9 protein-coding genes and 2 pseudogenes are annotated in these 12,745 nt (G+C 54.6%); 1 reads left to right on the top strand and 10 read right to left on the bottom strand.

Going from position 1 to position 12,745, the window contains the following annotated elements:
• Positions 1 to 24 precede the first annotated feature (24 nt).
• From KVY02_RS18520 to KVY02_RS04355, 7 genes and pseudogenes are all read right to left on the bottom strand, one after another.
• Entirely contained in the window at positions 25 to 216 is a 192-nt protein-coding gene (locus tag KVY02_RS18520; protein ID WP_371317401.1) for a hypothetical protein, read from the bottom strand.
• Positions 212 to 442: pseudogene (locus KVY02_RS04380) on the bottom strand (IS5/IS1182 family transposase); the annotation flags it as partial. The pseudogene KVY02_RS04380 and the gene KVY02_RS18520, both read right to left, overlap by 5 nt.
• A 186-nt stretch (positions 443 to 628) precedes the next feature.
• Positions 629 to 916 carry a type II toxin-antitoxin system RelE/ParE family toxin gene (locus KVY02_RS04375; protein ID WP_254893739.1) on the bottom strand — a complete coding sequence of 96 codons (288 nt, stop codon included), beginning with the start codon at positions 914 to 916 and terminating at the stop codon, positions 629 to 631.
• Complete coding sequence (locus tag KVY02_RS18260; RefSeq protein ID WP_254893740.1) at positions 913 to 1,383, bottom strand: CopG family ribbon-helix-helix protein; 471 nt, start codon at positions 1,381 to 1,383, stop codon at positions 913 to 915. The genes KVY02_RS04375 and KVY02_RS18260 overlap by 4 nt, the downstream gene beginning before the upstream one ends.
• A gap of 187 nt (positions 1,384 to 1,570) precedes the next feature.
• Positions 1,571 to 1,825: pseudogene (locus KVY02_RS04365) on the bottom strand (transposase); the annotation flags it as partial.
• Positions 1,826 to 1,952: 127 nt separating this feature from the next.
• Positions 1,953 to 5,048, bottom strand: coding sequence for a type III restriction-modification system endonuclease (locus KVY02_RS04360; protein WP_218314509.1), 3,096 nt, complete (start codon positions 5,046 to 5,048; stop codon positions 1,953 to 1,955).
• Between the two features lie 156 nt (positions 5,049 to 5,204).
• On the bottom strand, positions 5,205 to 6,962 hold the full coding sequence (locus KVY02_RS04355; RefSeq protein ID WP_218314508.1) for a site-specific DNA-methyltransferase: 1,758 nt from the start codon (positions 6,960 to 6,962) through the stop codon (positions 5,205 to 5,207).
• 117 nt (positions 6,963 to 7,079) lie between these two features.
• Here KVY02_RS04355 and KVY02_RS04350 point away from each other — a divergent pair.
• Positions 7,080 to 7,831, top strand: a protein-coding gene (locus KVY02_RS04350) for an IS5 family transposase (protein ID WP_371317400.1) whose coding sequence is annotated in 2 segments (ribosomal slippage) — positions 7,080 to 7,403 and positions 7,406 to 7,831 — 750 coding nt in all. Because the reading frame shifts where the segments join, the coding sequence is not laid out codon by codon here.
• A 97-nt stretch (positions 7,832 to 7,928) separates the two neighbouring features.
• Here KVY02_RS04350 and KVY02_RS04345 read toward each other — a convergent pair.
• Genes KVY02_RS04345 through KVY02_RS04335 form a run of 3 tightly spaced genes read right to left on the bottom strand, consistent with a single transcriptional unit; the run spans position 7,929 to position 12,402 of the window.
• Positions 7,929 to 8,744, bottom strand: coding sequence for a DUF4391 domain-containing protein (locus KVY02_RS04345; RefSeq protein ID WP_218314506.1), 816 nt, complete (start codon positions 8,742 to 8,744; stop codon positions 7,929 to 7,931).
• Positions 8,741 to 9,112, bottom strand: coding sequence for a four helix bundle protein (locus tag KVY02_RS04340; protein WP_081136077.1), 372 nt, complete (start codon positions 9,110 to 9,112; stop codon positions 8,741 to 8,743). The genes KVY02_RS04345 and KVY02_RS04340 overlap by 4 nt, the downstream gene beginning before the upstream one ends.
• Positions 9,113 to 9,135: 23 nt before the next feature.
• On the bottom strand, positions 9,136 to 12,402 hold the full coding sequence (locus KVY02_RS04335) for a helicase-related protein (protein ID WP_218314504.1): 3,267 nt from the start codon (positions 12,400 to 12,402) through the stop codon (positions 9,136 to 9,138).
• Positions 12,403 to 12,745: the final 343 nt, after the last annotated feature.

Genomic DNA, 12,745 nt, shown 5'->3' with positions numbered 1-12,745 from the left:
ACCAAACGCCGCAACCCTACAGGGTTAGCCGGTGACTGCTCCCGTGGCCTTGGCCTTCTCGAATTCCAGCAGCAGCGCTTTCATGGGACTGTCTTCCATCTTCTTGATAGTGCTGCGCCTGGCGGCGACACTGTGGGTCAGTCCGGTGACCGCATCGACACCGACATGGGCCTTCATACCGAAGTAATACTGCTTACCCTTCCGGGTCTGCTTCATCGGCCAGGGCATACCACTGCCGCAGAAAGTAAATGCGCAGCATGCGCTCCAGGCCAATGGGTGGTCGGCCTCGCTTGCCCGCTGAATTCGGGAAGTAGGACGGCGACAGTGCTACGATCAGCCGTTGCCACGGCACCAGCTCCTCCATCCTGGCAAGACACCGCTCGCGGCGGGTGACCTTCTTCTTGTTCTGGTGCTCAGCCTGGGCGAATGAGATCTGTTTCATCGGAGTGGCTCTGTCAGCGGGTGTTGGACGACAGGTCAGATTTTACCTCGTCGGTGGCTATGAGGCAGCTCCGACGGGATTTATGCAGCGTTTCCTTAGGGCGCTGGTCGATATGAAGGCTGTTTCACCAATATGAACTCAACCACCGCACGCCGTGAGAGCAAGCTGCTTCTCGTTTTTGGCGGTTCATTCTTCGAGCGGTGGCCACTGCCGCGCCGTATGCACGATATTCAGGATTCGCACCTGCGTTTCTACGATGTCATATACGACCATATAGCTGCTGTGGACGGCCAGCTCAAAGGTGCCCGGCACCCTCCCGCCCCGGCCCATTCTTGGAAAATCCTGAAGCACTGCTGTTCTTTCTGCTATCAGATCATCAAGTGCCAGGGCAGCAAGAGGGTTGTCTTCCTCAATGTAGTCGTAAATGTCTTCACGATCCCTGACGGCTTCAGGCGTCCATAGCAGCTCCATCATTCAGGAGCAGCCATACGGGCGCGGGTTGCTGCGCGGCGAGCAGCAAAACGGGCTTCAACATCAGACGCGGGAATCAGATTGCCCACCTCCGCAGAGGTCCGCGACTGCGCGACCTTCTTTGCCAGCCAAGCATCGTATTGCTGTGCCTCTTCCTGCTGGGCCACGTAACTGCGCATGAAGTCGCGAAGAAGCTGGGCTCCGGTGCGGTCATGGGCTTTGGCGGCATTGGCAAACTCAGCCTTCAGACTGTCATCGACTCGAAAAGTAAAAGTGGCATCACCCATGGCACCATCCTCATGTGTTACATGCAGTGTGCAGTGTAGCACGACACCCTGAATGTCTCTATGAGATTGATGCCCATACCAGCGGGTGATCTGCACCGGAATTTGCCATGTCCAGCGGTACAGTAGCGGTACATACATCAGTTTTGGCCATCTGCGCATAAATACGCTAAACCACTGACGCATAAGTACTTTCTACTTATTTTGATTACGATTGTATACGCTTGATTTTCCTAGGGAACCGCTGATCAATTCGCCCCTGTGCGGCTGAAGCGCTCAGGGCGGCATATTCACCGCGTCAACGGTCACTTTCTGGCCACGGAAGGTGGCCTTTTTACCCTGGCAGCCGGGTTATCCGGCTGCCAGGCCAGATTCAAGACACACTGGCCCCGTCAGCATGGCCCTGGCATCGTCCAGCCAGCACCAAATTGCCGAGGGCGAACAGGGTGAACAGCTGCGCCTGGTTCCTGGCCAGTCCCTTGTAGCGAACCTTCCGGTAGCCGAATAGGTTCTTGATGACATGAAATGGGTGCTCGACCTTGGCGCGGATGCTGGCCTTGGCCTTCTCGATCGCCAGCAGCAGCGCTTTCATGGGACTGTCTTCCATCTTCTTGATAGTGCTGCGCCTGGGCGAATGAGATCTGTTTCATCGGAGTGGCTCTGTCAGCGGGTGTTGGACGACAGGTCAGATTTTACCTCGTCGGTGGCTATGAGGCAGCTCCGACGGGATTTATGCAGCGTTTCCCTCGAGCAGCTTACGGACCTACCACATCCATCAACTTGGCATAGTCGGTCACCACATCGTATTTCACCTTATCCTCGGTCACCTGCTGGCTGATCTCTTGGAAGAACTTGCGGGCGCAGTCGATCTTTTTCTGTTCGATCTCGCGCAGCTTCATGGATGACATAGTGCCTTTGGTCTCAGCAACGAAGTAGATGTGCTTCACACTGCCGGCACGGAAAGAGATGGCCCAGTCAGGGTTGTAGTCGCCCACCGGCGTTGGGATCAGGAAGCCCCTTGGCAGCTTGGCATAAACCACTACCTCACTGCTGGTATCGAGTTCGGTGACAAAACGACGCTCGATCTCCGAATCGGTGATGGCGTAGTCGTAGATGTGGTTCTTGAGCTTTTGCGTGGCCCGGGAGAAGTCTTGTCCGGTTTGGTTGGCGGTGAAGATATCCACATCGTAACGCTCGTCCACTTCATCGTAGGCCAAACGCTCGATGACCATCGCGGCCTTCTGTTCGGTGATCAACCGGGATGCCTCGGCGATGAAGTGTTCAGGGTTTTGCCGGAACTGCTGGAATACAGCGGGTTGTATACCTTGCAGTATCCTGGCTGCTGTCTGGCGGGTCAGCTGGGCGTTTTCGGCTACCTTGCCGAGCAGGTCATAGCGGACCCGCGAGTGGATTGAGTCGCCGTATTCCGTCGCGGTTTCCTCGACCTTGAAGCCATCGCCCTGCTTCAGTTGCTCATCTGTCAGACCATCATGCTGGATGCCCTTTTGCACGGTGTATTGAAGCGGGGTGACACGCAGGTTCTTGTCCAGGGCTGCGATGCACTTGCGGACCAGCTCATCCGAGTCGAAGTCGACACGGTACACCGCTTTGCGATTGATCCTTTGCCACAACGCCTGGAACTCCTTTTTGTCGAAGTTGGCGTTTAGGGGGTTGGTTTTCGGCTTGCGGCCATCCTCGATTTTAGGCAACTGGGCGTCGCTGAACACGCTGTCGATCAGCGCGAAGACCTGATCCGCATAGGGTTTCAGCTCATCCGGCAAATCAGCCAAAGTGCCTTGCTCTTTTGCCTCGTGGTAAGTTGGCGCTATTTGGTCGGTTTCATCGGTGTAGTCATTTTTCACCAGGTAGCGGTATATCTGCTTGGCCATGGCGGCGGTCACGTCCACCGGGCCTTGCTCGGTGGTCAGCTGCTTGCCGGTGAAGTAGGTTTCGGTTGCCTGGCGCGGCCGTGCACTCAGAGTGTCGCTGATCTCTTGCTGTAAACCGGCGACAAAATCCTTGTAGCTCTCACTGGCAATCACGGTCAGCACGTTGATGGTGTGAACCACGGCGGGGTTATCCATGCGGTCACCGTGCTGATCCACCGACAAGCGTAACCCGCGCCCCACTTCCTGGCGTCGTGAGATGGTGTTGTCGCTGTGCTTGAGCATGCACATAACAAAGACGTTGGGATTATCCCAGCCTTCACGCAGGGCCGAGTGGGAGAAGATAAACCGCGTCGGCTCCTGGAAGGACAGCAAGCGCTCCTTATCCTTCAAAATCAGGTCATAAGCATCCACATCGTCAGAATCAACCGATCGCGCTCCAACTTTAGGGTCTTTCAGACGATTGGTCTTCTTATCGATGGAGAAATAACCGTTGTGTGTGGCTGCTGGGTTGATATCGTCAAGGTACTGCCGGTAGGCTTCATTATCGATTGCCAGCTCAGACAGATATTCGTCCTTCATCTGCTCATATTCTTCTTCGAAAATTCGTGCATACTCGCCTCGCTCATCAGGCTTATCATAGTCGCGGTACTTGGCTACCTCGTCGATAAAAAACAGCGACAGCACCTTGATGCCCTGAGAAAACAACTGCTTTTCTCTGTCCAGATGAGCCTTGATGGTTTCGCGGATCTGAATACGCCGGATGTCACTCTCAGACACATCGCCGTTGGCTTCACCGGCCTTCAATACCAAGCCATTGGTAAACTCCACGGTGTCGGTGGTGGCGTCGATCTGACTGATGGTGAAGCCGTCTCGGTACTGATCAAGCTCGCCGGACTCGGCAAACAGATCATCGCGAAACTGCAAGCGGCGTAGCTGACGCTTGATCTCACCGGACTTGAGTTTCACCTCCAGCTCGATACGGGCAACTGGCGCCTGCCTGGATATATCGATGCCTTCCAGATACAGATAAGCATTGGTGCCAGCCAGCCCCCGCGTCTGGATGCCACGCACGGCAATCTTTTTGACCAGTTTCTGGTTGTAGGCATCCAGCGCATCCAGGCGGTGAATACGGTTGTGCTGGGTCCTGTGAGTGGCCGAATAGCGCAGGATCATCAGTGGCTTGAACTGGGGCAAAGCTTCCATGGTGGCTTTGCCTTCCATCTTCTGCGGTTCATCCAGAATCAGGATGGGCTGGTTGGCGGCGATCACATCGATCGGCTTGCGCGACTGAAAGTCATCCAGCTCGTCGTAGATGCGCCGGTTGTCCTTGCCTCGGGCATTGAATGCCTGAATGTTCATCACCATCACATTGATGCCGGCATCCGACGAGAAGCTCTCCAACTCATGCAGTCGCTTGGAGTTGTAGATGAAGAATCGCGCCTTCTTGCCATAGCTCTCGGTAAAGTGCTCAGCCGTGATCTGCAGGGATTTGTAAACCCCTTCACGGATGGCAATGGACGGCACCATGATGATGAACTTGCTCCAGCCATAGCGCTTGTTCATCTCAAAGATCGTCTTGATGTAGCAGTAGGTCTTACCGGTGCCGGTCTCCATCTCTACGTCGAGGTGGATGCGCGTAGCCGCCAGAGCATCCTTTTTGTAAGCCGCCTTGACGGGCACCCGATTGCCCTTGTTGTCGTAGGTCGTGAACTCGGTCAGCGAGGTTACCACCGGCAGGTTCTGGCGGCGCTGTACTGCCTGGACGTTTTCCAATACCTGGGCTTCGCTGAGCACCAGATCAGCGTTTCTGAAGCCATCTTCGTCGAAGGCGCTGGCTTGGGAGTGCTGCCCCGGATCGATCCGGTAGGTCAAACCGTCGAGCAGGGGTTGACCGGCAAAGCAGTCGACCACGGACTCCACGGCGTGGGTCTGGTAGGCCTGGGTTTTAAACTTCAGCTTCATGGCATTCTCTTTCTGCATGCTTTCTGCAAGGCTTTCTGCACGCAGTTGTGCAGAAAGGACCTGATCTTCTATAACAAGCTCATGGCATCAATTGCAGCAACTCACAAGTTTTCCCTGTGAGTTGCTAATGGACCAATCGCTAAGCAATCGCTACCGTCACAGGGAGCGCACTTCAGTGCTGGGCGACAGCTGGCGGAAGATTTGCTCGACATTGATCTTCACCGCATCGGAGACAAAGCCATTGTCGCGGAACACCACGCGCAGTGGTTCATGCTTGGCCAATTCCTTGACCAGCTCTTCGGTAATGCCCGTGTCAAAGCAGGCGACCAGAGCGTTGTCATCGACAAAGAACACGGTTTTGTCTTGCAGGGTTTCGCGGCGAATCGGCAGGGTCAGATCCACACCCCAGTCCACCAGCACCTGAAACAGGAGATCTTCCGGCGTTCGGTCGGGTTTGACGTTGTCCACCGCTTCCAACAGGTCACTCTGAGACAGCTCATCAGGACGGTAGTAGATGTCCTTCATATTCGAGCTGTCGACCTTGAGCACGCGAAAGCCGACATCGCGGTTCCACTCGGGGTGGCAATCGCCTGCTAGTGCTCTTGTGCCAGCGCGCCGAATGCGCTCTTTTGCAATTGCTGAGATAGTTTTGTACCCAGCTTTTCTAGCCTCTGAATCACTAGGCGTCACCTCAGGAAGCTGCACGGAAATACACTGTCGCTTTTTCCCATCTGTTGCGGAAAGCTCCATGACAGCATGTGCTAGAGAGCCCGAACCGGCAAAGAAGTCGAGCACAGTCCCCTCTTTACAACTCATTTGCAGTAAGAGCTTCAGGAGGTTTACGGGCTTTGGTGTCTCAAAAACCGCCTTTCCGTCGAACATATTCTTGAGTGCATTCTTTGCGACTTCATTCGTGCTTGCATCCTCAGCGAATATAATTGTCTCGGGAGTTAAACCACGCTCTTTGGCGTTAAGGTAAGTTTTGATACGGGGCACTCCATTCCCGTCCTTGCCAAACCAAATGCGACCTTCTGCAATCGCCTTGTCCATTTCGGGTTTCGTATAAACCCAGCATCTTCCGCTTTCAAGCTCGTGTTTTTTTCCGTTGGGCGCCTCAAGAGTATAAAACTGAGACTTTGTACCGTGTCCTGCTTGAGCGGTTGCGGGATCAGATTTCCAGTCTCCCCGGGGATCATTGTCAGGATTTTTGTAGTTTGCAAGTGCCTTTTCCGACATTGGAAGTTGGGCTATTGGTCGAACGGCTGGCTTTCGAGACTTCGTGTAGCAAACGATATAATCATGTCGGGATGAAACAATTTTTCGATTTTCTCTATTGGTACGCTTCTCCCAGATGAAATTCCCAATGAAATTCTCGCTTCCAAAAATTTCATCGCAAAGCTTATTGAGATTCGCGAGTTCAACATCGTCAATAGAAATGAAGATTAAACCGTCATCGGACAGAAGGTTTCGTGCAAGCCTTAAACGCGGATAAATTAGGGATAGCCAATCTGAATGGAACCTTCCATTGGCTTCTGTGTTTGCGATCAGTCGATTCCCTTTCTCATCAGACTGCATTGACCGTTCCAAGAAACCATGCATCGACTCTGCAAAGTTATCGGCGTAAACAAAGTCATTCCCTGTGTTGTAAGGTGGATCTATATAGATCATTTTGATCTTACCGAGAAAGCTCTGTTGCAGTAGCTTCAGCGCCTCAAGATTGTCACCGTCAATGAATAGATTCTTTGTCAGCTCGAAATCTACACTCTCTCCTGGGCTCGGTCGCAAGGTTCGAGCTATAGGAGCATTGGCAACCGAGAGGGCCTCTCGCTTACCCGGCCAATCCAATCGATACCGTTCCTGCGGCCCCTCCACAATCGAGTCGCTCAGCTCCTGACGCAACTGATCAAAGTCCACTGCCAGACGTAGCTTGCCAGTGGCTTCATCTCGTGCCTCCGTTACACAGCTAGGGTGCGTTAACAATTGCTGATGGAGATCGGGCTGATTTAGAATATCAGCATTTTTCGGTGATCTATGCCTCGGCTAATGCTACGTGATGACCAATGGGAGCGCATCGAGCACATGCTCCCCGGCAAAGCTTCAGATCGCGGGGTGACGGCCAAGGACAATCGCTTGTTCGTGGAAGCCGTCCTGTGGATCGCCCGGACAGGCGCTCCCTGGCGTGATCTGCCCGACGCCTTCGGTCGCTGGCACACTGTCTACATGCGCTATAACCGGTGGTCTAAGAAGGGGGTCTGGCAGCAGGTTATCGACACATTAGCCGATGATCCCGACATGGAGCAGCTGATGATAGATGGCAGTATCGTCAAAGTTCATCAGCATGGGGCGGCAAAAAAACGGCTCAGAGCACCGAAGCCATGGGGAAATCGCGTGGGGGATTGAGCACCAAGATCCACGCGGCGGTCGATGCCCTCGGCAACCCGGTACGGCTAATCCTCACACCGGGCCAAGCGTCTGAGTACGGAGCCGCCCCAGCGTTACTGGCGGGCTTTTCTCCAGCGGCGGTGCTTGGCGACAAGGGGTATGATTCCACCGCTTTGAGGGACATCATTCGAGCGGTGGGCGCCGAGCCGGTGATTCCGCCGAGAAAGAATCGCTTGGAATGCCCCGAGATAGATTGGCACTGTTACAAGGATCGCAACCTGGTAGAAAGGTTCTTCCAGAAAATCAAGCAGTTCAGGCGGCTGGCAACACGCTATGAGCGACTGGCGAGAAACTACCAGTCGCTACTCAACCTTGTATCCGCCGTCATATGGCTGGCCTAATTGTTAACGCTCCCTAGGGAATAACTCCTGAATCTTTGCAATATTGTCTTGGCTCAGATCCGGGCTGTGCATTTTCAGTTTTTCCATCATCTTTCTCTCAATGACTCTGTGTGGCAGCCTGCTTTTCTATCAGCCGCTGCAGCTCCTGTTTGGCATCGCGCAGCTCGGCATTGATGACTACGCGCTTGTTGAATTGTTTCTCGCGGCCCAGCCGCGTGTTGATCCGTTCCACTTCTTTCTTCTGGGTAGCAACGGATTCGGCAAGCTCAATGCGCTGTTCCAGCGTCAACCGCCCTGATTGTTCCGCTTGAGCGCCCACCCTATAGAGGGCCGCAGGCGCATCGCTAATGTACGATGCTTTTTCATCCCTCAGCCCTCCGCCTTCATCCTTCCCAAAAATCAACGGGCTGAGTAATTGCTCATAAAGCCCGGCCATATCCAGTGCCACCGGGAGCGGCGGACGCGGAGAACTCTCCAGCTGCCAATCTGTTTCGAAATAGCTGCTCAGCACCCAATGGCTAATGTCCGCAGTACTTCCGGGATTCTGTGCGGGCCTTTTGTAGGCTGCTACCAGCTTTACACGGCCGCTCTGTACCAGCTCAAAGATCAGCGGAAAAGGAATGGCGCGGTCGATGGCCTTGAGTACCTCGTGATCCAGACTGGCACCCTTGAGGCCAAGGCGAAACACCTGAATTTCTGCCACCGCTGGCGTGGCTGGCAGATTGACCGTTTCCGGGGCCAGTTTGTAGGCCCAGCTGATCTGCTCCACCTGCTGGACAAAGCGTTCCTTGAGGGCGGCACTGACGGCAGCATGCTCGTATATCTTGCTCTTGGGCACCACCCGGCCAAAGGCCGCCTGTTTCGGCCAGGCGAATAATAAGGCTGAGGGCTGAGGGATGAAGGATGATGTCATCCAGTCCTCCGCTGTTTGGTTTTTTTGGCGCAGGTGACAAGTATGGCCGTGAGCTCGTTGGCTTCGGCCATAAGATCGCTGAGTCTCTCTTTGGAAACGATACTGCTTTCCACCAGCAGTTCCAGCCAATAGGTGGTTTCTTCGAGTTCCTGCAAACCGCCTTCTATCTTGCTGATAAACTCGGCATCCGAGCGCGCACGACAGGCTTCTCGGTAATGTGCACCGACAGACGTACCCGAACGCAACACCTGCTTCCCCATCACCTGCGCTTCAGTTGTCTTGGGCAAGGCTCCATACAATCGCACTACCCGCAACGCAAATGCCTTGGTCCGCTCCCGCAAGTCGCTCACCGGTTTTTCATCCCTCATCCTTCAGCCCTCTCCTTCATCCTTCATCCTTCATCCTTCATAATTACCAAAAACGCAATCAGCTCAAAATCACCCAGTCCCTGTATCGTGGTGGTCAGTGCAGTGGTCCGGCCGCCGCCAAACAGGCTGTCGATGTCCTTTTCTTCCTTCACCTCAATCATGCTGCGAATGGCCTGGCTGAGCAGGTCGGAGTAGGGCTGCATATTGCGCCCGTCCTGGGTCCGCTCATTGAACAGCTGGCACAGGGCGCGGATGGGTTCATCCTCGCCCTTGCAACTACTGCGGATCAGGTCGAGCAAGCGCTTGACCTCGGTATGGTCGGCAATGACTTCACCATCAGTGCCGATATACACCAGGTAGTAGGGGTGCAGGCGGTTCTGCTGGTTGACGTTGACGCTGTCGTGGATGTTTTTCAGGGCGAAAATAACGCCAGGCAGTAGGCCGACGTCTGGTTGCGCTGGAACGATGGCGTGCATGCCGAAGGGCACGTTATCCAGCTCGCCGTTGGCTTTCACATAGTTCAGCAGGTCCATACGGAAGTCGTTCAGACCCAGGTCGGTAATCGAGATGCCGGCCTTGACGTCTTCCAGCTCAATGACTTCATCCTGCAGACGTTTGAGCTGCTCCTTGCGGTAGGCAATGTCACTGGACTTGGCGGTGAGCACGTTGTCATCACCGGTGGCAGTGACATCGGCGATTACCATGCGGTTTTCTACCCGCTCCTTGAGGTTGATGTATTCATCCAGGCTGATGTCCGGCCAGTAGTTGACCAGCTGGATCTGCTGGTTGGGCGATCCGATACGGTCGATACGTCCGAAACGCTGGATGATGCGCACGGGGTTCCAGTGAATGTCGTAGTTGATCAGGTAGTCGCAGTCCTGCAGGTTCTGGCCCTCGGAGATACAGTCGGTGCCAATCAGGATATCCAGCTCGCTGGGCTCATCCGGTAACGCTATCGCCTTTTCCTTGGAGCGTGGCGAGAACAGGGTCAACAGACTCTGAAAGTCGTAGCCTTTGCGCAACGTCGACTTGGGTGCGTCAGATCCTGTCACCTTGCCGACATGCAGTCCGCGTTTCAAGGCCATCGGGGCAAGGTTGTCATACAAGTAATTGGCGGTATCGGCAAAGGCTGTGAAGATCAGCACCTTGCGGTTTCCGGGGTTAAGCGGCTGTTCGATCTTGTCGTTGATCAGTTTGAGCAGGTGTTGCAGCTTGCTGTCATCCGCTGGAGCTACCTGGCGCATGGACTCCAACAGGTTGTCGATCAAGGCCAGGTCGGCTGCCAGGTCGTGACGCCAGGAAGGCAGGTCCATATCCGCCAGGCTGATCTGGACTTTTTTGCCTACGGTAAATTCGTCCAGACCCGAGAAACTCTCATCGTCGCCATCAAAGGCGTCGATATCATCCAGATAATCACCCACTTGAGCGGCGTTCCCGCTCGACTCGAAGGCGTCGATTGCTTCCAGCGTGCGGGTAATGTTGCCGCTGAGCGACGCCAGCGTCAGGCGAAAGGCGGCTACCGAGCTTTCCAGACGCTTGAGCAGGTTGGTGGTCATCAGGGCCTGCAGGCTGCGTTCACGGTCGGCCTGGCGCAGCTTGCCTTTGCCGCCTTCTACCTGGGTATCGTACAGCTCTTCGTACTTGCTCAACCGGCTGGGCAGGATGTAACTGATGGGGGCGTAGACCGAGAGCTTGAGCACCGATAACTGGCTGAATATCTCGTTGAGGTCGGCCACACCCTGGCGTTCAGTAATCGGGCAATGGAACGACAGCGGCATGCGGCGCTCGGGGAAGTGACCAATGTCGGTGGTGTCGTAAAAGGTCTGGATATGCTTACGCGAGCGGGCAATAGTGACCGAGTCCAGCAGCTCGAAGAAGTCGAAGTCCAGTGCTTTGAGGATGGACGCCGCTGTGCGCTGTTCCGGGGGCAAGTCTGACCAGGTATTGAAGGCCTTCTGTGCCCGGCGGAAAATCTCTTCTACGCTGGTGTTGGTTTTCAGGTGCTTGCCCAGGGCATCGGACTCCCCCTCGTAGGCCAGCGCCAACTGATTGCGCAGATCGACAAAGCGGTTATTGACCGGCGTGGCAGACAGCATCAGCACCCTGGTTTTGACCCCGGCGCGGATAACCTTGTTCATCAGCTTCTGGTAACGGGTTTCGCGGTCCTTGTAGACGTCGTTGTTGCGAAAGTTGTGGGACTCGTCGATTACCACCAGGTCATAGTTGCCCCAGTTGACCCGGTTCAACGGGATGCCAAAGGACTCTCCGGAGGTGCGGGACAGATCCGTATGGCAGAGCACGTCATAGTTGAAGCGGTCCTTGGCGAAGATATTGGTGGTCAGGTTGCTGTTGTAGTTGCGCCAGTTGTCCGCCAACTTCTTCGGGCATAGCACCAGGACTGACTTGTTGCGCAGCTCGTAATACTTGACCACGGCCAGGGCAGTGAAGGTTTTGCCGAGGCCTACGCTATCGGCCAGGATGCAGCCGTTATAAGTTTCCAGCTTGTTGATGATGCCGGTGGCGGCGTCCTTCTGGTAGTTGAACAGCTTGTTCCACACCAGCGTATCGCGATAGCCAGTGAGGTCATTTGGCAGCACGTCTTCGTCAACATCTTCCAAAAAGTCCCGGAAGATGTTGTAGAGCATGATGAAGTAGATGCGCTCGGGGGAGTTCTCCTGATAGACCGACTCGATATGGTCGCAAATTGCAGCGGTAACGTCCTCCACCTTCTCCGGATCGTCCCAGATCTGGTCGAACAGTTGCAGGTACATCTGCGCATGGGCTGGCTCGTCCATGCGATTGACGAAGTTCGAGACCGCATTGCCTTGCTGGTAACCAAGATCTACAGCAGTGAAGCCATTGACCGGCATATAGGCAGTCGCCTGGTCACGGTTGGCAACATGCACAAAGGGCTGCATGGGGGCCTTGGTCTTGTTAGACCGGAACCTGGCCTTTTGGCGTATCCATTGCGCGCATTCGCGTGCGACCGCCCGCTGAGTTAGCTTGTTGCGAAGCTGAATCTCAAATTCGGTGCCATATAGCCCACTTTCGCGCTGGGACTTCGGGATGAAGAACTCCCGGCGTTCTTTTTTCAAGCGGTCCGTGACTTCGTTGGGTACGAAGGTAGGGGCGGTGAAGATGAACTGCAGGCTCTCCACCCCAGTCAGCTCTTTTTTCAGCGCTTCGAAGGCATAGATGGAGAAGCAGGAGGCGGCGATCTTCAGCCTGGCACCTGGGGTGACGGTCGCTTTGAGGTCGTCGCCCAAGAGACGGTTGATGTTGTCGATCATTTCCACTGTCTTCACCGTATGGGTCGATTTCGAGACATCGGCGACTATTCGTCACGCCCACTAACGCACTAAATATTCATTTCCGTTAGACAGTAATAAAAATGAGAGAAGATATAAATAGAAGGGAGCCAAAACATGGCAAAAGGAGCCAGAAATCAATAAATCACTATCGAGGAAAAGCAAAACCTTTAGAAATGGTGGGCCCAGTAGGACTTGAACCTACGACCAAGGGATTATGAGTTTGCCGCCAAAGCTCTATGCCTAGAAAAATCAAGCGTAGGCGAACGTAATCCAAACAAGCACAAAGCACTTGTGCGTCAGTAGTTTAGCGCAGTTTGGAGAA

Origin of the sequence: Halomonas sp. 18071143, assembly GCF_019211725.1 — a bacterium.
Taxonomy (GTDB): Bacteria; Pseudomonadota; Gammaproteobacteria; order Pseudomonadales; family Halomonadaceae; genus Vreelandella; species Vreelandella stevensii.
This window is presented reverse-complemented; position numbering and strand designations above follow the sequence as displayed.

Coding starts and splice junctions, on each gene's coding strand:
- KVY02_RS04345 (WP_218314506.1), bottom strand. CDS start 8,744: ATGACATCATCCTTCATCCCTCAGCCCTCAGCCTTATTATTCGCCTGG.
- KVY02_RS18260 (WP_254893740.1), bottom strand. CDS start 1,383: ATGCGTCAGTGGTTTAGCGTATTTATGCGCAGATGGCCAAAACTGATG.
- KVY02_RS18520 (WP_371317401.1), bottom strand. CDS start 216: ATGAAGCAGACCCGGAAGGGTAAGCAGTATTACTTCGGTATGAAGGCC.
- KVY02_RS04340 (WP_081136077.1), bottom strand. CDS start 9,112: ATGAGGGATGAAAAACCGGTGAGCGACTTGCGGGAGCGGACCAAGGCA.
- KVY02_RS04360 (WP_218314509.1), bottom strand. CDS start 5,048: ATGAAGCTGAAGTTTAAAACCCAGGCCTACCAGACCCACGCCGTGGAG.
- KVY02_RS04335 (WP_218314504.1), bottom strand. CDS start 12,402: ATGATCGACAACATCAACCGTCTCTTGGGCGACGACCTCAAAGCGACC.
- KVY02_RS04375 (WP_254893739.1), bottom strand. CDS start 916: ATGATGGAGCTGCTATGGACGCCTGAAGCCGTCAGGGATCGTGAAGAC.